The 23,476-nt window shown below is 69.5% G+C and carries 26 protein-coding genes; 15 read left to right on the forward strand and 11 right to left on the reverse strand.

The window, feature by feature from the left end; all coding sequences use genetic code 11:
- Positions 1 to 100 precede the first annotated feature (100 nt).
- Positions 101 to 1,519, forward strand: a complete 1,419-nt coding sequence (locus tag CXY76_RS07070) for an MFS transporter (protein ID WP_104163539.1) — start codon at positions 101 to 103, stop codon at positions 1,517 to 1,519.
- A gap of 195 nt (positions 1,520 to 1,714) precedes the next feature.
- Here CXY76_RS07070 and CXY76_RS07075 read toward each other — a convergent pair whose 3' ends face one another.
- Together CXY76_RS07075 and CXY76_RS07080 are read right to left on the reverse strand one after the other, a co-directional pair.
- Positions 1,715 to 2,200, reverse strand: coding sequence for an NUDIX domain-containing protein (locus CXY76_RS07075; RefSeq protein ID WP_104163540.1), 486 nt, complete (start codon positions 2,198 to 2,200; stop codon positions 1,715 to 1,717).
- 11 nt (positions 2,201 to 2,211) lie between these two features.
- Positions 2,212 to 3,072, reverse strand: a complete 861-nt coding sequence (locus CXY76_RS07080) for a PPK2 family polyphosphate kinase (protein WP_369826099.1) — start codon at positions 3,070 to 3,072, stop codon at positions 2,212 to 2,214.
- 140 nt (positions 3,073 to 3,212) lie between these two features.
- Here CXY76_RS07080 and CXY76_RS07085 point away from each other — a divergent pair, with 140 nt between their 5' ends.
- Together CXY76_RS07085 and CXY76_RS07090 are read left to right on the forward strand one after the other, a co-directional pair.
- Positions 3,213 to 3,419 (forward strand): hypothetical protein, encoded by a 207-nt coding sequence (locus tag CXY76_RS07085; protein WP_104163542.1) that lies wholly within the window; start codon positions 3,213 to 3,215, stop codon positions 3,417 to 3,419.
- A 33-nt stretch (positions 3,420 to 3,452) separates the two neighbouring features.
- Positions 3,453 to 3,749, forward strand: a complete 297-nt coding sequence (locus tag CXY76_RS07090) for a hypothetical protein (protein ID WP_104163543.1) — start codon at positions 3,453 to 3,455, stop codon at positions 3,747 to 3,749.
- 52 nt (positions 3,750 to 3,801) lie between these two features.
- On the opposite strand, the gene CXY76_RS07095 is transcribed toward CXY76_RS07090, so the two are convergent.
- Entirely contained in the window at positions 3,802 to 4,320 is a 519-nt protein-coding gene (locus CXY76_RS07095; RefSeq protein WP_104163544.1) for an HD domain-containing protein, read from the reverse strand.
- Between the two features lie 188 nt (positions 4,321 to 4,508).
- Here CXY76_RS07095 and CXY76_RS07100 point away from each other — a divergent pair, with 188 nt between their 5' ends.
- Entirely contained in the window at positions 4,509 to 4,979 is a 471-nt protein-coding gene (locus tag CXY76_RS07100) for a VOC family protein (protein WP_233199621.1), read from the forward strand.
- Here the strand turns inward: CXY76_RS07100 and CXY76_RS07105 are convergent.
- On the reverse strand, positions 4,976 to 5,968 hold the full coding sequence (locus CXY76_RS07105; RefSeq protein WP_104163545.1) for a TM2 domain-containing protein: 993 nt from the start codon (positions 5,966 to 5,968) through the stop codon (positions 4,976 to 4,978). The two genes, CXY76_RS07100 and CXY76_RS07105, sit on opposite strands and share 4 nt — an antisense overlap.
- A 184-nt stretch (positions 5,969 to 6,152) precedes the next feature.
- On the opposite strand from CXY76_RS07105, the gene CXY76_RS07110 reads away from it, so the two are divergent.
- Genes CXY76_RS07110 through CXY76_RS07120 form a run of 3 tightly spaced genes read left to right on the forward strand, consistent with a single transcriptional unit; the run spans position 6,153 to position 7,944 of the window.
- A complete protein-coding gene (locus CXY76_RS07110; protein ID WP_104163546.1) occupies positions 6,153 to 7,199 on the forward strand; it encodes a hypothetical protein in 1,047 nt (348 codons plus the stop codon).
- Positions 7,196 to 7,606 (forward strand): GntR family transcriptional regulator, encoded by a 411-nt coding sequence (locus CXY76_RS07115; protein ID WP_104163547.1) that lies wholly within the window; start codon positions 7,196 to 7,198, stop codon positions 7,604 to 7,606. Before CXY76_RS07110 ends, CXY76_RS07115 begins: the two co-directional genes overlap by 4 nt.
- 53 nt (positions 7,607 to 7,659) lie before the next feature.
- On the forward strand, positions 7,660 to 7,944 hold the full coding sequence (locus tag CXY76_RS07120) for a hypothetical protein (protein ID WP_104163548.1): 285 nt from the start codon (positions 7,660 to 7,662) through the stop codon (positions 7,942 to 7,944).
- A gap of 19 nt (positions 7,945 to 7,963) precedes the next feature.
- Here CXY76_RS07120 and CXY76_RS07125 read toward each other — a convergent pair whose 3' ends face one another.
- The 3 genes from CXY76_RS07125 to CXY76_RS07135 form a co-directional block, all read right to left on the reverse strand.
- A complete protein-coding gene (locus CXY76_RS07125; RefSeq protein ID WP_104163549.1) occupies positions 7,964 to 8,557 on the reverse strand; it encodes a dihydrofolate reductase family protein in 594 nt (197 codons plus the stop codon).
- Positions 8,558 to 8,590: 33 nt separating this feature from the next.
- On the reverse strand, positions 8,591 to 10,762 hold the full coding sequence (locus CXY76_RS07130; RefSeq protein ID WP_104163550.1) for an elongation factor G-like protein EF-G2: 2,172 nt from the start codon (positions 10,760 to 10,762) through the stop codon (positions 8,591 to 8,593).
- Between the two features lie 97 nt (positions 10,763 to 10,859).
- Positions 10,860 to 11,246: a four-helix bundle copper-binding protein gene (locus CXY76_RS07135; protein WP_104163551.1), complete on the reverse strand. Its 387-nt coding sequence runs from the start codon at positions 11,244 to 11,246 to the stop codon at positions 10,860 to 10,862.
- 92 nt (positions 11,247 to 11,338) lie between these two features.
- On the opposite strand from CXY76_RS07135, the gene CXY76_RS07140 reads away from it, so the two are divergent.
- Complete coding sequence (locus CXY76_RS07140; protein WP_104163552.1) at positions 11,339 to 11,677, forward strand: ATP-dependent DNA ligase; 339 nt, start codon at positions 11,339 to 11,341, stop codon at positions 11,675 to 11,677.
- A 40-nt stretch (positions 11,678 to 11,717) separates the two neighbouring features.
- Entirely contained in the window at positions 11,718 to 12,182 is a 465-nt protein-coding gene (locus CXY76_RS07145) for a DUF1294 domain-containing protein (protein ID WP_104163553.1), read from the forward strand.
- A gap of 85 nt (positions 12,183 to 12,267) precedes the next feature.
- On the opposite strand, the gene CXY76_RS07150 is transcribed toward CXY76_RS07145, so the two are convergent.
- From CXY76_RS07150 to CXY76_RS07160, 3 genes are all read right to left on the reverse strand, one after another.
- Complete coding sequence (locus CXY76_RS07150) at positions 12,268 to 13,353, reverse strand: hypothetical protein (protein WP_104163554.1); 1,086 nt, start codon at positions 13,351 to 13,353, stop codon at positions 12,268 to 12,270.
- Between the two features lie 106 nt (positions 13,354 to 13,459).
- Positions 13,460 to 14,932 (reverse strand): peptide MFS transporter, encoded by a 1,473-nt coding sequence (locus CXY76_RS07155; RefSeq protein ID WP_104163555.1) that lies wholly within the window; start codon positions 14,930 to 14,932, stop codon positions 13,460 to 13,462.
- 209 nt (positions 14,933 to 15,141) lie between these two features.
- Positions 15,142 to 17,304 carry a hypothetical protein gene (locus tag CXY76_RS07160; RefSeq protein ID WP_233199622.1) on the reverse strand — a complete coding sequence of 721 codons (2,163 nt, stop codon included), beginning with the start codon at positions 17,302 to 17,304 and terminating at the stop codon, positions 15,142 to 15,144.
- 183 nt (positions 17,305 to 17,487) lie between these two features.
- On the opposite strand from CXY76_RS07160, the gene CXY76_RS07165 reads away from it, so the two are divergent.
- From CXY76_RS07165 to CXY76_RS07190, 6 genes are all read left to right on the forward strand, one after another.
- Positions 17,488 to 17,694, forward strand: a complete 207-nt coding sequence (locus CXY76_RS07165) for a hypothetical protein (RefSeq protein ID WP_104163556.1) — start codon at positions 17,488 to 17,490, stop codon at positions 17,692 to 17,694.
- An 88-nt stretch (positions 17,695 to 17,782) separates the two neighbouring features.
- The gene (locus CXY76_RS07170) at positions 17,783 to 18,370 is read left to right on the forward strand and encodes a helix-turn-helix domain-containing protein (protein WP_104163557.1); all 588 of its coding nucleotides are present in this window, start codon (positions 17,783 to 17,785) and stop codon (positions 18,368 to 18,370) included.
- Between the two features lie 12 nt (positions 18,371 to 18,382).
- On the forward strand, positions 18,383 to 19,672 hold the full coding sequence (locus tag CXY76_RS07175) for an MFS transporter (RefSeq protein ID WP_104163558.1): 1,290 nt from the start codon (positions 18,383 to 18,385) through the stop codon (positions 19,670 to 19,672).
- Positions 19,673 to 19,971: 299 nt separating this feature from the next.
- Positions 19,972 to 20,496 (forward strand): GNAT family N-acetyltransferase, encoded by a 525-nt coding sequence (locus CXY76_RS07180; protein ID WP_104163559.1) that lies wholly within the window; start codon positions 19,972 to 19,974, stop codon positions 20,494 to 20,496.
- A gap of 78 nt (positions 20,497 to 20,574) precedes the next feature.
- On the forward strand, positions 20,575 to 20,967 hold the full coding sequence (locus tag CXY76_RS07185) for a hypothetical protein (RefSeq protein ID WP_104163560.1): 393 nt from the start codon (positions 20,575 to 20,577) through the stop codon (positions 20,965 to 20,967).
- 335 nt (positions 20,968 to 21,302) lie between these two features.
- Positions 21,303 to 21,662: a hypothetical protein gene (locus tag CXY76_RS07190; RefSeq protein ID WP_104163561.1), complete on the forward strand. Its 360-nt coding sequence runs from the start codon at positions 21,303 to 21,305 to the stop codon at positions 21,660 to 21,662.
- Positions 21,663 to 21,945: 283 nt separating this feature from the next.
- Here the strand turns inward: CXY76_RS07190 and putP are convergent, their stop codons facing one another.
- The gene (putP, locus tag CXY76_RS07195; protein WP_104163562.1) at positions 21,946 to 23,457 is read right to left on the reverse strand and encodes a sodium/proline symporter PutP; all 1,512 of its coding nucleotides are present in this window, start codon (positions 23,455 to 23,457) and stop codon (positions 21,946 to 21,948) included.
- Positions 23,458 to 23,476: the final 19 nt, after the last annotated feature.

Below are 23,476 nucleotides of genomic sequence, written 5' to 3' on the forward strand. Positions count from 1 at the left end.
GTTCCCGATCCGGACAATTGCGCCCGGTGTGCCGGGCACACTTGTCCGCACTGGTAACAGTTAGCCCGGTCGCGGGCGACCGGCGGGAGAGAATGGCTCTATGACCCGATCGGCGACCCTCAACCGCCCCCTCGCCCTTCTCGTCGCCGGCACGTTCTTCATGGAGAACCTCGACGGCACCATCATCCAGACCGCCGCGCCGGCCATGGCCGTCGACCTCGGCGTCAACGCCGTCGACATCAACATCGCCATGACCGCGTACCTGCTCACCCTGGCGATCGGGGTTCCGGTCAGCGGATGGCTGGCCGACCGGTTCGGCACCCGGCGCATCTTCGCCCTGGCGATCGTGATCTTCACCGTGGCCTCCGCCCTCTGCGCGCTGAGCACCTCGCTGCCGATGCTCGTGGCCATGCGTGTCCTGCAGGGCGTGGGCGGCGCCATGATGGTGCCGGTCGGACGCCTCGCCGTGCTGCGCGCGATCGAGAAGCGTGACCTGCTGGATGCGATGGCGTACCTCACCTGGCCGGCCCTGCTGGCGCCGGTGCTCGCGCCGGTGCTCGGCGGCGTGATCGCCGACACCGTGGGCTGGCAGTGGATCTTCCTGGTCAACATCCCGATCGGCCTCGTCGCGTTCGTCGCGGCGCTCCGGCTGGTGCCGGCGATCGTCCCGGTGCACCGGCACCGGCTGGACTGGGCGGGCTTCATCCTGGTGGGGGTGGCCCTTGCAGCGCTGGTCCTGGGCATGGAGCAGATCGGGGCGGCCCCGACCAACTGGTGGCTGGCCGGCGGGCTGCTCGTGCTGGCGGCCGGGGTGGGCGTGGGCGCGGTGCTGCGGTTGCGGCGGGCGGCGCATCCGCTGCTCGACCTGACCGCGCTGAGCATCCCCACCTTCCGGGTGGGCAACGTCGGCGGGCTGGCCTACCGGCTGTTGATCGGTGCCGCACCGTTCCTGTTCGTGCTGCTCTTCCAGACCGGGTTCGGTTGGAGTGCCTCGCAGGCCGGGCTGCTCGTGATGGCGGTGTTCCTAGGCAACGTGGCCATCAAGCCGGCGACGAGCCCGCTGATTCGCCGGTTCGGCTTTCGTACCGTGATCGTGGGCAGCAACCTCGGCGGCGCCGTGGTGTTCGTGTTGTGCGCCTTCATCGATCCGGCCACGCCGATCGCCGTGATCGCGGTGCTGCTCTTCGCGAGCGGGGTGTTCCGCTCGATCGGCTTCAGCGGCTACAACTCGGTGCAGTTCGCGGATGTGCCGGCGCAGCTCACCTCGGGCGCGAACACCCTCGCATCCACCCTGCAGCAGGTAGCCGTGGGGCTCGGCATCGCCGTGGCCGCTCTCATCGTGCGGGCCACCACCGCCGGTGCCGCGCTGGTGGACCCCGGTACGGCCGAGCTCGGCTACCGCTGGGCGTTCGCGGTGCTGGCCGTGCTGCTCGTGTTGCCTGCGGTCGAAGCGTGGCGGATGCCGGCCCACGCCGGCGCGGAGGTCGCTGCCCGACGGCCCCGGCTGGCGGCCCGCTGAGCCGTGCCGAGCAGTGCCGGTCCCCGATCCCCCACGCCCGATCGACCGGAATCACGGTATGCGGGGTAGGCGCCGTTATGCGGGTGGCGCGCCACCCGCATAACGGCGCCTGGCCCGCGCGACACCCCGGAGCGGGCATCCGGCACACGCGCCACCCCTCGCAGCCGAGCCCGAGGCCGCCGCGCGGCCTTGGCCCTACGGACCGAGCCGCCCCCGGCCGCGCAACAGCTGCACCAGGGCATCCAGAACCGGCAGCTGCCCGCGCACCAGCCGCACCCGGGCCTGCTCGAGCCCCACCCACCGGGCATCATCCACCTCCGGGAACGACCGCACCCGGCCGGAGCCCTTCGGCCACTCCAGCTCAAACGTGTTGCTCACCACGGTGTCGACCGCGACGTCGGCCTCCGCCGCGAACACCGTGACGACCTTGCCCGACGACTGCCGGAACTCCCCCAGCTCGACATACTCCGCCTCCGGCGCCGGCACCCCGATCTCCTCCTCGAACTCCCGCCGCGCCGCCGCGAACGCATCCTCGCCGAGCCGGTACTCCCCCTTGGGGATCGACCAGGCCGCGGCATCCTTGCGCGCCCAGAACGGGCCGCCCATGTGCGCGATCCACACCTCGGGCTCCGCCGCATCCGTCAACCGATAGAGCAGGATGCCCGCACTCAACACCACCATTGGCCCACCCCTCAGGACGCGGCCAGCCTGGCGCGCTCGGCGAGCACGTCGAAGTCGGCGGGCGGCCAGGTAAGCACCATGTCGTCCAGTGCCTTGAGCAGCAGCTGCCGAACCGCGAGCCGGGCAAACCATTTGTGGTCGGCGGGCACGACGTACCAGGGCGCGAACGCCGTGGAGGTGCGCTCAAGCGCGGTCTGGTACGCCGCCTGGTAGCCGGGCCACAGCATCCGCTCGTCGATGTCACCCGGGTTGAACTTCCAGTATTTGTCGGGCCGGTCGAGCCGCTCGAGCAGCCGCTTCTTCTGCTCGCCGGCGCTGATGTGCAGCATCACCTTGATCACGGTGGTGTGATCGTCGACGAGCTCCTGCTCGAAGGCGTTGATCAGGTCGTAGCGTTCCTCGATCTCCTCGGGCGAGGCGAGCTGCCTGACCCGGCCGATCAACACGTCTTCGTAGTGCGAGCGGTCAAAGACGCCGATCATGCCGGCGGTGGGCAGTTCTCGGCGGACGCGCCAGAGAAAGTCGTGCCGCAGCTCGGCCGGGGTGGGCGCCTTGAACGCCACGTGACTGACGCCCTGGGGGTCGACGGCGCCCACCACGTGACGCACGATGCCGCCCTTGCCTGAGGTGTCCATCCCCTGCAGGATGAGCAGGACCTTGCGCGGGTCGCCCTCCCGGCTATTGGCGAAGAGCATCTCCTGCTGGTGCGAGAGCGACTCCGCGGCGACGCGGCCGATGTCCTGGGCATCCGTTTTGCCGCCGCTGAAGCCGGGCGTGGAGCCGGGGTCGACGGTGCCGAGGACGAACCCGCGGGTGACCTTGAGCAGGTTGCTGGATGCGTCCGTCCAGGCGGGAACGGATTTCGAGGCCACGGCGGCTCCCTTCGTCGGATGCTGCCATTCTGCTCCGGCGGCAGCCGAAAACCGTGGATTCCGTGACGAATTGCCGGTTTCGTTCCACTCATAGGTAAGGCAAGTCATCCGCCACAGTCTCCAACCAGAAAGCAGGCCCCATGACCGCACTACGCCTCCTCCTCGCCGCCGCCGTCGCGTTCGCGTTCTACCTCATCGGCGCCAAGGCCGGCCGAGGCCGGTACAGGCAGATCCGCCGCAACGCCAAGAAGGCGTGGAACGACCCGACGGTGAAGAAGGCCCGCGTCCGCACGCACAAGCTCGCCAGCCGCAACGCGAAGAAGATCACCAAAGCCGTTCACCGCTAATCCACCTCCCCTCCCCCCCTCGAAAGGACTCCCATGACCGACCACACCGCACAGCAGGCCCACGACCTCGTCGAGGACACCGTCACCAAGGCCGGCGAGCTCGCCGACCAGGCCCGCCACGCCGTCGACGACACCGTCGCCACCGCCACAGCGGCCCTGCGCGAGATCGACACCACCGCAGCCATCGCCGCGGCGCGGGAGTTCGCGACCGACACGTTCGAGAAGCTCTCCGGCGCCTACAAGCGCAACCCCACTCTGGTCATCACGCTCGGCTCTGTCGCCCTGGCCGCGGTGACGGGCCTCGGCGCCCTGCTCGCCAAGCGCCGCTAGGCGCACCGCCGAACGGATACGGCGTCAGGCCGGCGGGTACTCGGTCGTCATCTCAGCGACCGAGTACCGCCGCGAGCGTGGTGCCGAGCAGCCGTGCCGACTCCTCGTACTTGGCCGTGAGCCGGCGGCTCGTCTCCGGGGGCAGCGCGGCCTGCCGGGCCGGGTTCGCGTTGTGGGCGAGGTCGGCGCGCTTCACGACCAGCGCCAGCGGGTCGGCGGCCACCCTGGCCATCGACTCGGCGAGTGGTTCGCCGGCCCGTTTGGTCAGCGCATCCACCGCCCGAACCAGGGACTCGTCAAAGCCCCGCGCACGCAGGTCGTCGAGCGTCACGGGGGTGTCCTCCACCACGTCGTGCAGCACCGCCACGGTCTTCTCCGGCACGGTGTGCACCAGGTTCATCACGCCCAACGGATGCTCGATGTAGTCCACCCCGAGCTTGTCGACCTGTCCGGCGTGCGCCGCCCGCGCGAGCGCGATCGCGGCCTCCAGGGTGCCGGCTGCCGGGCCGCCACCGCCGTGGGTGTGGTCCTGCTCCGAAACTGCGCCGGCCGATTCGGTGGTGTCTGTCATGGCAACCCCTCGAAGGCAATCAAAGTTGAGTCACCTCGAAGCTAGCGCCCGACGGCGCGAGGTGCCAGCAGAGGTGTGCGGGGCAGGCGCCGCTATGCGGGTGGCGCGCCACCCGCATAGCGGCGCTGCACCCGCGCAGCGCAGATCGCGCGGCTCGCGGCTCGCGGCTCGCGGCTACCATCCACAGCATGAGCGAACCCACGAACCCCCACCCCGCCCCGGTCCGACAGCTGCGCCTCGTCGTCGAGACCGAAGACTTCGATGCCGCCCTCGCCTTCTACCGCGACGAGCTCGGCCTGCCCGAGTCGGAGTCCTACGAGGGCGAGGACGACGCCCGGGTCGTGATCCTCAGCGCCGGGATCGCCACCCTCGAGCTGTCCAATCCCGCCCAGGTACGGCTGATCGATCGGGTCGAGGCCGACGGCCGGCCCAGCCATCGCCTCCGCGTCGCGTTCGAGGTCGACGACACCACGGCCACCACCGACCGGCTCGTCGCCGCCGGCGCGCGGTGCTCACCGCCACACCCCGCGAAACCCCGTGGCGCTCGATCAACTCCCGAATGGATGCGCCGGCCGGCCTCCAGATCACCCTCTTCCAGGAGCTCGACGCCGGGGAGAACCTCACCGGCGACGGCGACATCCCGGCCTAACCAGGGCTAGCCCTGCAGCACAGCCCAATCGCCGTTGGCGGTGATGGTGATCACCGACGGGCCCGCGCCGACGGTCGCGGCGCCCTGGTACGGGCCGCTTTCATTGACCAGCTCGCTCGTGCCCGCGTCGGTGTGCTCGGCCACGGTGAGGTAGCCGCTGTCCGCGTAGCCGAACGCCAGCGTCGCCGCCGGCCCGCTGTAGAGGAAAACCGCGTCGTCGGTGCCGGTCTCGGCGAGCGCCGGGGCGGAGGACACCGGCGCGAGGTCGATCGTCCAGTTGCCGCTCGCGACCACCTTGAGCGAGACGCCGGGCTCGCCCAGGTCTCCGTTGAGGCCGTAGACGGTGGTGCCGGCGTAGGCGCCGAAGGTGTTCACCATCAGATCCGGGGTCGGCCGGTTGTCCGCATCCAGCACCTGCAGACTGAAGCTGCCGCCGCCGTCGTGGGTTGCCGTCAGCAGCGCCGCGGCCGCACCGTCCGGGAGGGCGAGAACGGCGTCGCCGGCACCCGCCTGGGTTACCGCATCGAAGCTGCCGTAGGTCTCATCCGCCCAACCGGCGGCGGTCGGCCCGTCGACGGCATCGGCATCGGCGGCCGGCCCGTCGGCCGTGGTGTCATCCTCGACCACCGAATCCGACTCTGAGAAGACGGCCCCCGCCGTCATCGCGGCATTCACCGCGCCGTTGAGGCCGCTTCCCACGATGACCACGATCGTGATGACCCACGCCGTGACCTTCCTCTTGTCAAAGCCGGCGAGACGCTGACCCGATTTGTCGGTCGTGGTGCCGGTCAGCACGATGATGAGGTCCACGAGCGCCCAGATGCCGAGGCCACCGAGGGTGAGGAGTTTGGCGATGGCCGTGCCGATCTTGCCGAGGTAGAACCGGTCCGCCCCGAACACACCCAGCAGCAGGGCGAGCAGCCAGGTGACGACGAAGCTCTTCTGGGGTTGAAGCGGCGCTTTCGCGGCAACCGGATCGTGGAGTACGGGCTGAGACATGGAGCTCCTTGCTGGGCAGTGGAAACCCTGGGAGCCGACAGCGGCATGAAACCGGGCGTCAGTGTGGTTCCCCCCAGAACACGTGCCCCCGAAGAGTACCGGGTTCCGGAGCGCCGCAAACTTGTACTCGCAGGATGCTACAACTTGTGTTAGACATGTGACACAACATCCGAAAGAGGCGCACATGTCACTGCACACCCGCACGCCGATCGGCCCGTTGGATCTGGCGGCGGCCGCGTTCACGCTGCCGCTGTTCTCGCTGGTCCTCGCCGCACTCATCGTCGTCGGCACGCTCCTCGTGCCGCGGCTGCGCCACCGGTTCGGAGGCCTCGCGGCACCGAGCGGCACCCGGCCGCCGGCCGTCGCGGCGCGCTACCGGCCCGAACACCGGGCGCTCGGCATCGGCGCGATCGCGGTCGTCGTGGTCTACGCGGTCGAGAAGGTCGTCCGCGGCTACCTGCTCAACCTCGTCGACATCGTCGAGTGGTGGCAGTACGCGACCCCGCTGTTCGCCGCAGTTCTCTGCCTCACTGTCGGCCTGGCTCTCATCGTGGTCAGGGGCGCCCCCGGCCCCGAGCAGCCGGTGCTGCCGACCGCCCGGCGCACCTGGCTGAGCTTCGGCCCCCGCGCCGGGCTCATCGGCGGCGCCGTCGCGCTGGTGGCCCTCCTCGCCACGACCATCGCGGCCGGCCTGGCCTCGTCGTCCGACGAGCGTGGGCGCTTCATCTATCTCGAAATCCCGGTGCCGAATACGCAGCTCGAACCGCTCCGCCCCTGGTTTTACGGCTGGGACTTCGGCGTGCCGGTGCTGATCTGCCTCGCCGCGCTGGCTTTGGTGACCTGGGCGACCCTGCGCCGTAACGCGCTGCGGCCCTACCTCCGGCCCGAGACCGTCACCGCCGAGCGCAGCGCGCGCGCCCAGGTCGCGTCCGGCGCCGTGGCCATCGCCACGGCCGCCACGCTGCTCGCCCTCGGCGGCGCGTTCAGGTTAATCGGCCGGTACGGCTCGATGTCGCAACTGACGGTCGGGAACGATGGCGCCGGCACCACCTACGACATGACCTGGCGGTACGCGGAGTTCGCGGCTGCGGCCCAGTGGCTGGCCCCGGCTCTGGAGATCACCGGATTCGCGCTGCTGCTGTTCGTCGCGATCCGGCTGCTTCGCCGACCGGACCCGGAGCGCCAGCACCCGCGCCCGCAGCCCAGCTCCCAGCCGGAGGCCGTGCGATGAGCGCCGGGCCGATCCTGCCGCTGACGGATGAGTCCAGCCCCGCCCTCGACATCTACCGCCAGTTGCGGGGTCTGATTGTCTCGGGCCAGCTCGGCGCCGGCGAGCGCCTGCCCACCGTGCGTCAGACCGCGAGCGACCTCGGCGTGGCCCCCGGCACGGCCGCGAGGGCCTACAAGCTGCTCGAGCGAGACGGACTCGTGGTCACCCGCACCGCGGCCGGCACCCGGGTGTCCGCGTCCGCGGCGGTACTGCCCCGATCGGTCGTCAAACGCATCCGCGACCTCGTGGCCGAGGCCGAATCGGTCGGCGCCGACCCCGACGACGTCATCGACGTGCTGCGCGTCGTCTGGCAGGCCGGCTCCGCCGCATCCGCCCAGCCGGAGGATGACCGCCCGGTCACGGGGTAGTTCGCGCGGCTCTGGGGATTGCCCTCAGCGCGATTGCGGATGAAACTGCCCGTGTGAATGACACCAACTGCCCTCACCCCCTCAGTAAGCGCGATGCCGCCGCTCTCGTCGGCATCCTGGCCAACCTCGAAGGGCTGGTCTGGGTGGCCGGCCTCGACGATTCTTCCGTGGAGACCCTTCTGCACCGTCTCGAAAGCGACGGCATTGCCGCGCCGTTGGGCGAGGGAGCCGACCCGCGCTACAACGTGCGCCAGGCGCTCAACGACCTCAACCAACAGCTGCGCTACGCCCTGGGCGAGTACGACAGCCCGCACAGCTCGGCACCGGTCCCCCGCTGACAGCACGATCCGCCCCAGCTCAGTGGACCACCCGGTAGGTGACGTGGGTGACCAGCTCGTTCTCAGTGGTGCTGACCTCGTGCAGTTTGACGTCATCGAGCCCTTCCAGCAAAGGCTCGCCCGCGCCCAGCACCACCTGTGCAACGTGCAGCCGCAGCTCGTCGATGAGACCGGCCAACAGGTATTGCCGCACGGTCGAGGCGCCGCCGGCGATGGCCACGGTCTTCTCCCCCGCAGCGGCGCGCGCCTGCTCCAGCGCCGATTCGATGCCGTCGGTGACGAAAAAGAAGGTCGTGCCTCCCGACATGGTCAGCGGCGCGCGCGGGTAATCGGTCAGCACGAAAACCGGCGCGTGGTACGGCGGATCGTCGCCCCACCACCCCTTCCACTCGTTATCCCACTCGCCTCGGCCGGGACCGAACATGTTTCGGCCCATGATGTACGCGCCCGACTCCAAGATCGCCGCGATCTCCGCGGCATTCTCGGTGGGTTGCTCGATCATCCAGCGGTGCAGTCGCTCGCCCCCTTCGCCGAGCGGATTCTGCAGACTCTGGTTCGGTCCGGCCGCGTAGCCGTCGGTAGAGACTGTGATGTCGCAGGTCACTGTCGTCATTCTCGTTCGCTCCTAATCGCCACGCCAGGCCGGTCACACACTCACGGCCGCCGGCACCACATTGGGCGGCACAAGGTCGTGCCGCAGGTAGCTGCGGCGGAACCGGCCGCTTCCCGCCGTCAACGCCCGGAGCTCGATGGCGTACCGCAGCAGCTCGGCATCCGGGATCTCGGCGCTGATCTCGGTGCGCTCATCGCCCACCGAGGTGGTGCCGGTCATGTGGCCGCGGCGGGTGGACAGGTCGGTCATCACCGCGCCCACGGAGGCGTCCGGGACGCTGATCGTCACCGCCGAGACGGGTTCGAGCAGCTGGATCCGGCTCGCCGCGGCGGCCTCCCGCAGCGCCAGCGCCCCGGCGGCCTGGAACGCGGCATCCGACGAATCGACGCTGTGCGTCTTGCCGCCGACCAGCGTCACCCTGATGTCCACGACGGGGAACCCCGCCGAGACGCCCTTCTCCATCTGCGCCCGGACGCCCTTCTCCACCGACCCGATGTAGTGCCCGGGCACCACACCGCCAACGATCTTGTTCACGAACTCGAACCCCGTTCCGCGCTCGCGCGGTTCGACCTCGATCTCGCAGATGGCGAATTGGCCGTGGCCGCCGGACTGTTTGACGTACCGCCCCCGGGCGGCGGCCGGCGCGGCGAACGTCTCCCGCAGCGGCGTGATCACCTCGACGGTCTCCAGCTTCACGCCCTGACTGCGCAGCCGGTCCAGCACGACCTCGGCGTGCGCCTCCCCCATGCACCAGAGCACCAACTGGTGGGTTTCGGCGTTGCGCTCCACCCGCAGCGTCGGGTCGACGGCCACGATCTTGCCGAGGTTCTTGGCCAGCGCGTCGTCGTCGCTGCGCGCCGCGCCGTGCACCGCCACCGGCATCAGCGGCTCCGGCATCTCCCACGCCTCCACCAGCAGCGGCGCCTCCCGGTCGGACACGGTGTCTCCGGTCTCCGCGTCGGTCAGCCGGGTGAGCGCGCAGATGTCCCCCGCCACGCAATACGGCACCGGCCGGAGGATGGCCCCCAGCGGGGATTGCAGGTGGGTGACCCGTTCGTCGCTGTCGTGGTCCTGATGGCCCCGGTCGGTGAGGCCGTGGCCGCCGATGTGCACGATGGAGTCCTCCCGCAGCGTGCCGGAGAAGATGCGGACCAGGCAGACCCGGCCCAGGAACGAATCGATGGTGGTGCGCACCACCTCGCCCACCAGCGGCCCGTCCGGATCGCAGGTCAACGGCCCCACCTCCCGGCCGTCCAGGTCCGTCACCGTCGGCAGCGCCCGCTCCATGGGCGAGGGAAACGCGCCGGTGAGCACCTCCAGCAGTTCCGTCATGCCCACCCCGGTCTCGGCGGAGGTCGCCAGCACCGGATAAAAGCTGCCACGGACCACGGCGATCTCCAGGTCGGCGGTGAGGGTGCCCAGGTCGATCTCGGCGCCGCCGAGGTAGCGCTCCATCAGGGTTTCGTCTTCGCTCTCGGCGATGATCCCCTCGATCAGCGTGGCCCGGGCCGGCTCCGCGTCGGCACGTTCGGCCTCGGTGGCCGGCCGTTGGGCGGGGCCGGCGGTGCCCGTGCCGTAGTCCGAGACCGTGCTCGAGAGCAACCCGAGCAGGCCGGTGATGGCGCCGTTGTTGCGGATCGGCACGGCCAGCGGCAGCACGGCGCCGAAGTTCTCCTGGCACGCCGCCAGCACCGCCTCGTACGCCGCCCGCGGATGGTCGATCCGGTTGATCACCACGGCCCGCGGCATCCCGATGCTCTCGCACTCGGCCCAGAGCGCCGTGGTGGCCGCGTCGACACCGTCAACTGCTGAGACCACGAACAGCGCCGCATCCGCTGCCCGCAGCCCGGCCCGCAGGTCGCCGACGAAATCGGCGTAGCCGGGGGTGTCGAGCAGGTTCACCTTCACGTCGCCGACGGCCAGCGGCAGCACTGACAGCGCAACGGATCGTTGTTGGTGGATCTCGGACGGGTCCGAGTCGCTCACCGTGCTGCCGCCCTCGATCGAGCCCATCCGGGTGAGGGCACCGGTGGCCACGAGTAACGCTTCGGCGAGCAGGGTCTTACCTGCGCCGGACCGGCCGACCAGGGCGACGTTGCGGATCTTCTCCGGCCGATCCATCGGTGGGCCCGACGACGACGCGGCCTTGCGTTGTTCCGCGCCGCCGCGGCCTGATCCCTTCGACGCATCCTGTTTTCCCGACATGAGCAGCTCCCGACGTCGTCGTCTTTCCCGCACCGTTGCATCCAATTGACACCCAGACCTCGCCAAACGGCAAGGGCCGCCGCAAAGCGGTACTGAGTCAGGCCTCGAGCACAACAAGTAGATCGGTGCACGCGTTGCACAGGCGATGGCACGCACCGGTACAGGTGACCCAGGGGCTGTGGAGCTGCACCATCTGCTCACACGCCGCCGCTGATGCCGTGCACACTTCCACGCAGGCCTCCAGCACTGCGATCGCCGCCGAGCGGTTCGCGCTGGTCGTCCAGGACAACACCCTGACCGTCACCGTTCCGAGTACCACACAGTCCAGATCAGCGAGGAAGCACGTGGTGATGTCTCCGTCACCGTGCAGCGCCAGACACGCGTCGGCGCACCTTTCGCTGACCGCGATCACCTCGTCGCAGGCCAACTCACAGGCAACAATCCGTTCCCGAATCAGGGCGCCCACCACGTCGCCGTCCAACATGCCAACACCATATCCCCGGGCCGCAACCCCCCAGCGATCCCGGCACGCCAGGCATATGGTCTCGCCATGCAAACCGTGAGGGAGGCCGGCTGATGGGACACCTGATCTATGACTCGAGCCTCAGAATCGACTTCAACGACCGGATGCTCGCCCATCTGCAGGTTGCCTTCGCGGTGAAGCTGCACTCGAACGAGGGATTCCTGTTCTCGTGGCGACAGGACAGAGACGGCGACGGCGGTCGAGGTGCGATCTGGATCCACCCCGATATTTCGATCCTCTACAGGTTCACCGATCAGCTGAAGCCGATGCTCAATCCCCGCTGGGTCGACGCGCTCGTGCAATCGGCCAACTCGACAGAGGGCATGTCCGCCCTGCCCGAACCGAGCCCGCCCGCGGCTGCGGATCTGCACGCCGCACCACACAACCACTGAGCGGGGGCCGTGGAGCTCTGCCGGCCGTTACGCTCGAGCCATGGGTTCCCGAACTGAACAGTCCACGCGGGTGCGCCCGGCCGGGCAGCGGGCGCCGGCACGCCGCGCCCCCTCCCGGCGCACATCCCGCGCCGCACGGTACCTTCCGATCCTGCTCTTCGTGGCCGGCTACCTCGTCGTGAACGCGCTCCTGCCGATCCCCCTGTGGGTCGCCGGCATCTACCTCGCCGCCAGCATCGTCTGCTTCATCTTTTACGCGGTCGACAAGTCGGCGGCCACCGCGGGGCGCTGGCGCGTGCCGGAGGCCACTCTGCTGCTCTGGGGTGTCGTCGGCGGCTGGCCGGGCGCCATCGTCGCCCAGCAGACCCTGCGGCACAAGACCCAGAAGGCCAGCTTCCGGTCGGTGTTCTGGTTCACCGTGATCGTGAACCTGATCGTTTTCGCGGTGTTCGCGACTCCAGCCTTTTCGCTGTTCGCCGAGTGGACCACACGCCCGGCGTTCTGACCCGAGCTGACGGCTCTCGCCGGTCAGCGACCCCCGCCCCCGCGCACAACACCTGCGACTGGTGGGCACCAGACGGGACGAGCAATCAGGAGCCCGCGGTCGCCTTTCGGAGCAACCGGGCGAGGAAGCCGGGGCGGCGCGGGGACTCGGCCCCGGCAGGGATGGCGCTCGCCGCCGGTGCCGGTGCCGGTACCGGTACCGGTACCGGTGCCGGTGCCGGTGCCGGTACAGGTTCCGCGACTACGGCCCGCTCAGGTTCCGCCGCGGGTCGCGGGCGGGTCCAGTCCTCGCGGAATCCCGTCATGCGCATCTTCGGCCAGATCTTCTCTGCCCGCTCGAAGATCGCCTCGACGGCTGCTTTGTTGGGGGCGAAGTGCACCACGATGCCGGTGATCGGCAGGTGGGCGATGACGTTGAGGTCGACCTCTGCGGAGGCATCGACCACGATGCTTTGCACCTTGATGCAGGACGCCAGCACGGACAGGTCCGAGACGGGGTAACTGAAGGTGTGCAGCTGGGTCCTCTTGGCCAGATGGCCCAGGCCCGTCTGGTCCTCGGCCAGATCGTCGCTCTGGAAGGACACCAGCTTCGGCGCCGCGAGGAAGTCGAGGTTCGCGGTCACCATTTTGTACAGTTCCAGGGTGCGGAGGCGGGGCATCCGGGCGAGGTTGGCGATGTCGGGCAGGTCACATTCTGACAACCGCAGTCGGGTGATTTTCGGCAGCAGGGCCAGGTCTGCGGCGGTGAGGCCGGTGACCCTGCTCAGCGACAGCTGTTTGAGTTTCGGCGCCTCGTCGAGGACGGCGAGCGCGGCGGCGTCGAGGTGCATGTTGCTGATGTGCAGCCGGGTCAGCGAGGCGCTCTTCGCGACCATCGTCAGGTCTTCAGGGGTGAACGACCCCTGAGCAATCACGAGTTCCCGAAGGGCGGGGAGGTCCGCGATCACCTCCTTGTTCGTGACCAGGCCTGGTGCCCCGGGCAGGAGAAGGTCACGGAGGCCGGGCATCCGCCTGCACAGCGACAGGTCCACGGGGCGGTCCGCCCGCTGCAGGGCCAGCATCTCCACCGAGGCCAGAATCCTGGCCACAGGCATGTCGGCCGCGATCTTCTTGGCGAAGTGGTCACGCCAGAAGTCGTCAAAATCCGGGTCAGAGTCGATTTCGGTCTGCATGTCAGAGAGTCTCGCACAGCCCGTGGTGGGCGCCACCTCAAGCCGGAGTTTTGCACCAGCAGGGGCGGAACTAGCGCCGAGCCGGGCGCCCGGCCGGGCGCCGGAGCTAGCGCACCCCGCCCATCAGCCGCAGGATCGGCCGGGCGAACAGCGCCAGGATGACACCGAGAACAATGGCGATGCCTCCGAGCACCCCGAAGTACAGGTGTTCGGGGGCGGTCGCGTACCACTCGGCCAGCAGACCCGAAATGGCGGTGCCTAGGGCAACCGACAGGAAGAACAGCGCGACCATCTGCGTCTTGAACAGGTCGGGCGCGAGCTTGGTGGAGACCGACAGCCCCACGGGTGAGAGCAACAGCTCCGCGACGGTGAAGACCAGCAGGATGCCGACCATCGCCAGCAACGGCGTCGAGTTGGCCGCTCCCCCGGCGAACGGCAGGAACGCGAGGAACCCCACGCCCATGATCGCGGTGCCGGAGGCGAATTTCACCGGCGTGGACGGCTGACGCGTGCCCCACTTGGTCCACAGCGCGGCGAACACGCCCGACAGGATGATGATGAAGATCGGGTTGATCGACTGCACCCACGACACCGGCATCTCCCAGCCGAAGAAGACACGGTCAAGTCGCAGGTCCGAGTAGATCGTCACGACGGTGAACTGCTGCTGGTAGAGCGACCAGAACGCCACGCTCGCGATGAAGAGCGGGATGAACGCATACACGCGCTTCCGCTCCACCGTCGAGATGTGCCGGTTGCTGAGAATCACAATGAAGTACGACACGGATGCCACGATCGTGACCCCGATCACGATGGTCACCAGGTTCGTCGCGGTGATGACGCCCATGAGCACCAGCACTACGATGAGCACGATGAACGCGGCCGCGATCAGCCCGTACGGCAGGTACCTGCTGCGCGGCAGCGGGTCCGGCACCTCGCGGGAGGAGTCGGGCAGGCGCTTGCGGCCGAACGAATACTGGGTCAGACCGATCGCCATTCCCACCGCGGCCAGAGCGAATCCGAAGTGGAAGCCAATGGTCGACTGGAGCAGTCCGGTGAGGATCGGGCCGAAGAACGCGCCCAGGTTGATACCGAGATAGAACAGGGAGAAACCGGCGTCGCGCCGGGGATCGTCCTTGCGGTACAGGGTGCCGACCACGGAGGTCGCATTGGCCTTGAGGCCACCGCTACCAAGCGCGATCAGGATCAGGCCGACAACGACCCCGGCCACGCCCGGGATCGAGGCCAGGGCGATGTGCCCGACCATGATGATGACCGCACTGACGAAGAGCACCCGTTCGGAGCCGACCAGGCGGTCGGCGATCCAGGCGCCCAGGATCGTGGAGAGGTAGACCGCTCCGCCATACGCGCCGACGATGCCCGCGGCCGTGGCCTGCGGGATACCGAGGCCGCCGTCTGCCGCGGAGTAGTACAAGTAGAGCAGCAGGATGCCTTGCATCCCGTAAAACGAGAAGCGCTCCCACATCTCGACGCCGAAAATGCTGGCCAGCGCACGAGGCTGACCAAAGAAGCGGTGGTCGTCCTGTGGGGTGCCTGCATCAGGCTCCGCAATGTTTGTCATTGTTCCGACGATACTACGGAGGCGAAACCCCCCACAACGCGGCACCGGGCCGAACGACTCCCCCCATGCCATACTCGCCGCCGATCGCCCAGGACGCCCGGGACGGGCTCAGTGCGCCCCGTACGGCGGAATGCGCCCGCTATAGCGGGCGCATTCGGCCAGACGAGGCGCAGTCGCGCCGAACGACGCGCAGGGCACGCCCCGCAGCGCTACTTCTTGGCCTCGAACCACACCTGGGTGAACCCGCCGGCGGCAATGAACACCGTGCCGCTGCGCTTGTCGCCCTTGCCCTTGTGCGCGTCGGCGACGGGCTGCCCGGTGGCGTCGAACGCCTGCTGCACGAGCTGCTGCCCGCGCGGCACGTCGACGCGGCGCTCCGTGTCGGCCACGTCGGCGCTCACGAACAGGGTCGAGTCGCCGGCCGGCCCGGTCACCGCAACCGTGGAGATCAGCGGCTGGATCAGCAGCGCGTCCAGCTGCGCCGCGGCATCCGTCGTGCCGACGACCTGGGTGACCCTGCCCGGCAGGGTGCTGGCCAACGGCAGCGGCAACAGCTGGCCGGGCGTCTCGGTGACGCCCTGCTCGCCGGCGCCGCCGTTGGCGGTACTGCCGAGCAACTGCTGCTTACCCTTGCCCGGCCGGCTGGTGCCGGTGGTCCAGGTGGTGGTGCCCGACGGGTCGACGACCTGGTTCACGATCGGATGCACGCGGCGGGCCTGATCGTCGGCGGGGACGGTGATGCGCAGTGTGCCGCCCGCCGCCAGGTCGACGTAGGCGCCGCCGGACCAATTGGCCTCACCGGTCCAGGCCGATTTCGGCGTGGTCACGGTGCCGCCGGTGATCACACCGGACTCGGCCTCGACCACGCTCAGCCCGTGAGTGTCGACCGTGGCGGTGATGCCCAGGGCCGCGGCCTTGAGGTCGGGGTTGGCGTCCAGGGTGAGCATCGAGAACAGCGCGTGGATGGTGGACTCGGCGCCGGAGTTGGGGTTGACCCGGCCGTCACGTTCGATGCCGTCGATCGCGGTACCCGTCGCCGGGTCGTACGCCGGCAGTCCGCTACGGTTCGCGCCGAAGTACCAGCCGGCGGTGATCGCGGCGATGTTCAGCAGCCCGGGCGCATCGGCGGCTTCGGCGGTGGCCACCAGGCTCTGCAGCCGGGAGTCGACGCCGTAGGCGATCTGCGCCTCGCCGGGGGTCGGCGACCAGGCATTGTCGGGTCCGCCCGCGGCCAGCAGTTGCGGGGTGAACTGTGCGGTGTCCTGCACCGCGGCCGTGAGCAGCGCGGGGTCGTCGAGCACCTCGGATGCCGTCGCCGCGGCCGCCGGGGCCAGCCCGCCCCAGGCGTGCCACAGGCTGGGCGAGCCCGTCCAGGGCATGATCGCGCCGAACGGCCAGTCTCCGCTGGCACCCTCATCCGTTGACATCGCCGCGATTCCCTCGCTCAGCTGGCTGAGCGCGGTTTCGGCGATGGCCACGGTGGGGCCGGCAGGTTCGGCCTCCAGGTAGGCGGCCAGGCCGAGCACGGCCTCGGCCGACGCATCCGCGCCGTCGGCGATCAGCCAGGCCGGCACCGGGTCGCCGTCGGCGACGTCGTAGCTGGGGTAGTCGCCGAGCGACCCGGCGTTGAGGGCGGCCAGGCTGAGGTTGAGCCGTTCCTCGAGGAACGCGGCGAACGCGGGGTCTTCGTCGGCGAACGCGGCGTAGCCCTCGCCGAGCGCCCACACGGTGCGGGCGAGCCAGTAGGACTCGGCCGAATCGCTCGGATCGGGCAGCTCCACCGGATCGGCGCTCGGGTTCAGGGTGCCGTCCACCTGCTGCCAGAGCACCACGTTCCCGGCGTTGGGCCCATCGGTGGTCTGCAGGTAGGTGAGCGAGCGCAGGGTCTGGAAGGCGTGGTCACGGCTCGTCGTGTCGCCGGTCTGCTGCCAGTGCCGCAGATAGACCACGGCCGCGCGGGAGGTGTCGTCGGCGTTGAACGCGCCCTGGCCGTAGTAGCCGGTGGCCGGGTCGAACTTGCCGCCGCCGATGGGGCTGTAGCTGCCGTCGTCGTTCTTGTCGGCGTAGGTCCAGGGTGCCTCAACGACCGGGTTCTCCGCGGCCTGGTACGTGGTGTGCCCGGCGATCACCGGCAGGGGCACGTCGGCGAGGAGAAAGTTGAGATGGCTGAGGTTGGTGAGCGGGGTGGATGCCTCGGCGGCCGGGTGGGCCGACGGGGTGCTGCCGGCGGTGGCTGTGAGCGCCGACGCGGGAGCGGCGGCCAGGGCGCCGGCGCCGGCGAGGGCGACCGACAGGGTCGCGGCCAGGGCGAGCCGGCCCGACCGTGAGTGAGCGGATGGATGGGAGCCTGATCGAACATCGTTGTACGTCATCCGTCAACTAAACCGGTTAAGTTCGGCGGCGTCAAGAGTTATCCTCAGCTTTAGCTCACGCGTGCGCCGACAATTCCGCCTCCAGCCGCGGTGCGCCCGCGACCCTGACGGAGCATTGTGCCCTCGCGTGCAGCGGACGAAACTAGCCCGTAGCACTGGCCCCGACCCGGAAAGCAGGCCACCATGACCGCCCTTCTCCTCATTATCGCCGCACTGATCGCTCTCGTCGGCTACGCCTTCGGCACCAAGGCCGGGCGGAGTCGATACGAGCAGATTGAGCGTGGCGCCCGGAAAGCCTGGAATGGCCCGGAGGCCAGGAAGGGCCGCGCCCGCCTGCAGAAGCTGGCCAAAGAAAACGCGAAGAAGATCGACAAGGCCGTGCGCCACTAGGCACCCCCTTCGTGGGGCGACCGCCGCCGCCATCCGAAACGCACAATAAGTGTTGCGCAATGACTGTTGTTCTTATACGGTCGAGGTCATGGCTCCCCGCGACACCCAGCGCAGCACACTCACGTCGGCCGCCTCGATGCGGGTGCTGGCGCATCCGACCCGGCTGCGTCTGCTGGGTCTGCTGCGCGAGCGCGGACCGCAGACCGCGGCGCAGCTCGGCGACATCGTGGACGAGGCCCCCGGCACCATCAGCTATCACCTCGGCAAGCTGGCCTCCATCGCGTTGATCGAGCCCGCCGAGGCTCAGAGCAGCGACCAGCGCGAACGCTGGTGGCGGGCCACGACCGCTCTCACCAGTTGGGAGCCCGCCGACCTGCTCGACGACCCCGACAAGCTCGCCGCGTCGGCCAGCCTGCAAAAGTCCATCGCCCAGGCCTACGCCGCCCGGTACACCGACTACATCGACGCGACGCCGACCCTGCCGCGTGAATGGGTGGGCGCCGCCGCCAGCGGCGACCGCAGCCTGCGCCTGACCGTGGCGGAACTCACCACCATGCGCGCCGAACTCGAGGCGCTCGTCGAGCGATGGGTCGAGACCGGTGCCGCCCACGACCCCGCCGGCACCGACGGCGCCGAAGCCGTGGTGCTCGTCTACCAGGCCTACCGCCGCCCCTGACCCGGCCCGCCGATGACCATGCCCACAGCGGATGCGCGCCCGCGCGACCGCCGCGCCACCGGTTCCCTCTCCGCGCTGCTCGCCGCGCACGCCATCTCCCAAACGGGAAACGTGGTGACCGCGTTCGCCATCCCCTTCTACGTACTCGGCCTGGGCGGCTCGGGGGTCGAGGTAGGCATCGCCGCGTTCTTCGCCACCGCCCCGGTGGTGATCGGCGGCGCGCTCGGCGGGGTCGTCGTCGACCGGGTGGGTCACCGCCGCGCGGCCATCGTCGCCGACCTGGTGAGCGGAGCGACCGTGTTGACCATCCCGGTGCTCGCCCTCACCGTCGGCCTGCCGTTCTGGGCGCTCCTGCTGCTGGTTTTCGCCGGCGGCCTGCTCGACACCCCCGGGCAGACCGCCCGCCGGGTGATGTTGCCGAGCCTCACGGCTCGCGCGGGAGTGCGCCTCGAGCAGAGTGTGGGCCTGCTCGACGGGTCGGAGCGGTTCGCGAAGCTGATCGGCGCCTCCATCGCCGGGCTGCTCGTCGCGCTGGTGGGGCCGATGGCGGCCCTGTTCGTCAACGCCGCCACCTTCGCGATCTCGGCGCTGCTCACCTGGCTGTTCGTGGCCGCCACGCCCGCCGACACCCTTCGACCCCCGGCCCCGGACCGCTCCGACGCACCCCGAACCAGCTACTGGGCCGACCTGGCCGAGGGCTTCCGGTTTGTCATCCGTGACCCGCTGATGCGGCTGATTGTGGGCCTGGTTCTCGTCACGAACCTGTTCGACGCCGCCCGCGGAGCGACCCTGCTCCCCCTCTACGCGAACGACCGCCTGGGCGGCGCGGCTGCGCTGGGTCTGCTGGTGGCGGTCATGGGCGGATGCGCCCTGGTCGGCAACGTCGCCTTCGGCTTCGTCGCCCACCGCGTTCCCCGCCGGGTGACGTTTGCGGTGTGCTTCGCCCTGGCTGGCGGGCCCTCGAGCGCCGCCTTCGCCCTCGGCGCCCCGCTTCCCGTTCTCGTGGCCCTGACCGCGCTGTCCGGCCTGGCCGCCGGAGCGATCAACCCGATCCTGGGCACCGTGGAGCTGGAGCGCATCCCCGCGCACATGCGCGGCCGGGTATTCGGTCTGATCAACGCCGGCGCCTGGGCGGGCGTACCGTTCGGGGCGCTGCTCGGCGGTATCGCTGCCGACACCATCGGCCTGGCGGTGTCCTTCGGCATCGTCGCCGTGCTCTACACACTCATCACGCTGAGCCCGCTCACCGGCGGCGCCTGGCGGCAGATGGAGCGGCGGCCGGGACCGGCATCCGGCACCTGAGCCGCCGCGGGTGCCCGCGCCCGCCCGCTCCCGCCCGTGGCCGCCCGTGGTCTGCGCCAGGCGCGGTATGCGGGTCAGGCGCCGCTATGCGGGTGGCGCGCCACCCGCACAGCGGCGCCTTGCCCGCAGAACGAGGTATGCGGGTCCGGCGCCGGTACGCGGGCAGGGCGCCACCGGCGCGCGCCACCCGCGTGGAGGCGTATGACCAGCGCAGCACCGCGCGCCGGGCACACCCGTGTCAGAACCGATAAACTGTACCCATAGGTCATCCTCCACCCCGTCGGGCGGAGGATTTTTTTATGACCACTCCACAGCCAGCCCCATTCGCCATCACCATCGCGCAGGATGCCGACCGTCCTGCCCTGGAACGGCTCTGGGCACTCTTCCGACACGACATGTCCACCCACACCGGTGTCCTCCCCGACCGAGACGGTCGATTCCGGCAGGAAAGGTTGGCTGCAGGCTTCGATGCTCCCGGCTGGCGCGTCTATCGCATGAGCCTCGGCGGCGGCCCGGTCGGCCTCGCCGTTGTGCGCGCACTCGACTCCGACGAGCGGGTCCTGAGCAGCTTCTTCATCGTGCGGGGCGCCCGCCGGGGCGGACACGGTCTGAGCGCCGCTCGGTTCGTCATTCAACAGCATTCCGGCGCGTGGGCGGTGGCGTTCCAGGACGCCAATCGTCCCGCCGCACGGTTCTGGCGTCGGGTGGCAACGGATGCGGCGGGCACCGCCTGGTCCGAGCAGCACCACCCGGTTCCCGACCGGCCCGATCTGCCGGCCGACACCTGGATCCGGTTCAGCACCGAGGCATCCGCCAACCGCTAGCAGTTTCGCGTCGTTCACCTCGAAGGCTATCCGGCTCAAAAACGTGCCGGATCCCGGCGCGAGTGGCACGATCAACCCATGACACGGTTCGCCATCGACTCGGCAGTCGCCCTCCTCCTGATCCGGGACGGCCGGCGGGTGCCCGACCACCATGAACTGGTGGCACCGTCCTTGCTGCGTTCGGAGGTGCTGTCCCGGCTTTACCGGGAGGTGCGCATGGCCCTCCTGGACGATGCCGCGGCACGCCGGCAACTCGACGGTCTGGCCGGCTTGAAGATCCACCTGCTGACCGATCGGGTGTCCCGGTCCACCGCCTGGAAGATCGCCACCGAGCTCGACTGGGACGAGATCGGGCCGGCGGAGTACCTCGCCGTGGCCACCCTCCAGGCCGATGCCCTCGTGACGGAGGACGACCGACTGGTCGGCCAGCGGCTGGTGCCGATCGCGGCCTACGACGACCTCTTCGCATGACCATGCACCGCAGCCGCACCCCACCGGTCGCCTGACACCCGCCGACTGAGCTGCGCGGGCCACGCGCCGCTGGGCGGGTGGCGCGCCACCCGCCCAACGGCGCCTCACCCGCGCACCGCAAGAAACGCCGTTCGGCCAGGCGTCTGGCCCACAACGTGACTCCTGGAGAGTGGGCGTGAATGAGTGGCCCTCCTCGTGATCCTCCGGGCCGAGTGGATGTCGGCAGACGACGTCGCCGCGGCCCCGGTGTCGGCGGACGTCCTCGACAGTCCCCCAGGTGGGCCACCCTAGGCTGAGCCCATGCAGAGCGTCATCGTGCCCCGGGACCAGAGCTGGTGATCGCCGACAGCCAGAGGCCAAGCAGCCGCCGCCTGTTCGTCACCGGGGTCGTCCTGATCGACCTGATCGCGGTCGCCATCGCCTTTTGGCCGGTGCTGGTTCTTGGCTTGGGGCTCCAGGCGATCGGCGCTGCCAACGACTGGTGGCCGGGCGATCCCCATTCGAACGATGGCGAAGAGGTCTTCGCGACCATCGCCGGAGCGGTCGGTCTGCTGATCGTGCTGGTGGCGGCGGCTGTTCCGGTGGCACTTCTCGCCCGGCGGCAGCGGCAACCGGTGTTCCGCTCGACCGCGCGCAACACCCTTTACCTCCTGGGCGCCTGCCTGGTGATCGGCATCCTGCTCCTCATCGTGTGACGAGGCTCGTCCGTGGGTGCCGGGGTGTGGCCGCTCGACCGAGCGACGAACGATTAATAGGAGATAGGTCGCAAAATAGGATGCTGCGCCCGATTCCGTCCCATTAAAGTCACTATTTCCCATTTTCGAGGTGCCGGTCGGCCCGAAGAACATGGTTCAACCCGAAGAACGAGACGCGGGTGGGACGGTCGTACGGCTGCGGTCACACCCCCACGACGTAACGCACCCCACCCCCGACCGTGATTGGTCGGGGGCGGGGTTCGAACGGACGCAGTGCCGAGAACTAGACGACGACCGGCTCCGACTCCGGTTCCGTGTAATCCTGCCGGGCCTGCTCCACCGCGGCGTCAAACTCTGCCTCGATCTCCGCGGACGGCTTGTGGGTAGCCAGCGAGACCGCCACGGCCGAGAGCAGGCTGGCGGCGAAGCCCGGCACGATCTCGTACATGGTGTCGCTCAGCGGCGAATTGCCCCAGATGAACACGACCACGGCGCCGGTGATCATGCCAGCCAGGGCGCCCCAGGTGGAGAGCCTCTTCCAGTACAGCGAGAGCAGCACCACGGGGCCGAACGCCGCACCGAACCCGGCCCAGGCGAAACCGACCAGTTCCAAGATGGTGGCATCCCGGTTGAGCGCGATCAGCCCGGCGACGAGGGCCACGAGCAGCACGCCCAGACGGCCGAGCATGACCAGCTGCTTGGGCGTGGCATCCTTCTTGCCCACGATCTTGTACAGGTCCTCCACCAGCGCCGAGGAGCAGACGATCAGCTGCGACGAGACCGTGCTCATGATGGCGGCCAGCACCGCCGCCAGCACCAGACCGGCCACGAACGGGTGGAACAGGATCTGCGAGAGCAGCAGGAACACCGTTTCGGGGTTGTCCAGGGTCACGTCGGGGTTCTGCTGGAAGTAGGCGATGCCGATCAGCGCGGTGGCGACGGCGCCCAGGGCGGTGAGGATCATCCAGCCGATGCCGATCCGGCGGCCGGCCTTGGCATCCTGCGGGCTGCGCAGCGCCATGAACCGCACCAGGATGTGCGGCTGGCCCACGTAACCCAGGCCCCACGCGGCGGCGGAGATGACGCCGAGCACCGATCCGCCGGCGGTGAAGGAGAGCAGGTCGGGGTTGACCTCGCGGATCGAGTCGATGGTGGCTCCGATGCCGCCGGTGGCGCCCAGGGCGACAACGGGCACCACGATGAGCGCGGCGAGCATGAGCAGGCCCTGGGCCACGTCGGTGAGGGTGGCGCCCAGGAACCCGCCGAAGAGTGTGTAGAGCAGGGTGACGCCGGCGACGATGAGCATGCCGGCGAGGAAGGTGGAGCCGAAGGAGTTCTCGAAGAACACCCCGCCGGCGACCATGCCGGAGGACACATAGAACGTGAAGAACACCAGGATGATCACGCCGGAGACCACCCGCAGCAGCCGCGAGGTGTCCTTGAGCCGGTTCTCGAAGAAGCTCGGGATGGTGATGGAGTTGTTGGACACGTGCGTGTACGACCGCAGGCGCGGGGCCACGAACTTCCAGTTCAGCCAGGCACCGAAGGTGAGGCCGATGGCGATCCACGCCTCCACCAGACCGGAGACGTAGATGGCGCCGGGCAGGCCCATCAGGAGCCAGCCGGACATGTCTGACGCGCCGGCGCTCAGCGCCGCGGTGGCGGGCTTGAGGCCGCGGCCGGCGAGCATGTAATCGTCAAGATCCTTGGTCTGCCGAAAGGCAAACCAGCCGATCGCGAGCATCCCGGCGAAGTACAGCACAATCGCCGCCAGCTGAAAAGTTTGATCCGTCATTGGAATTCCTTTGTTCGGA

Origin of the sequence: Cryobacterium sp. N22 (assembly GCF_002929555.1) — a bacterium.
Lineage (GTDB): Bacteria > Actinomycetota > Actinomycetes > Actinomycetales > Microbacteriaceae > Cryobacterium.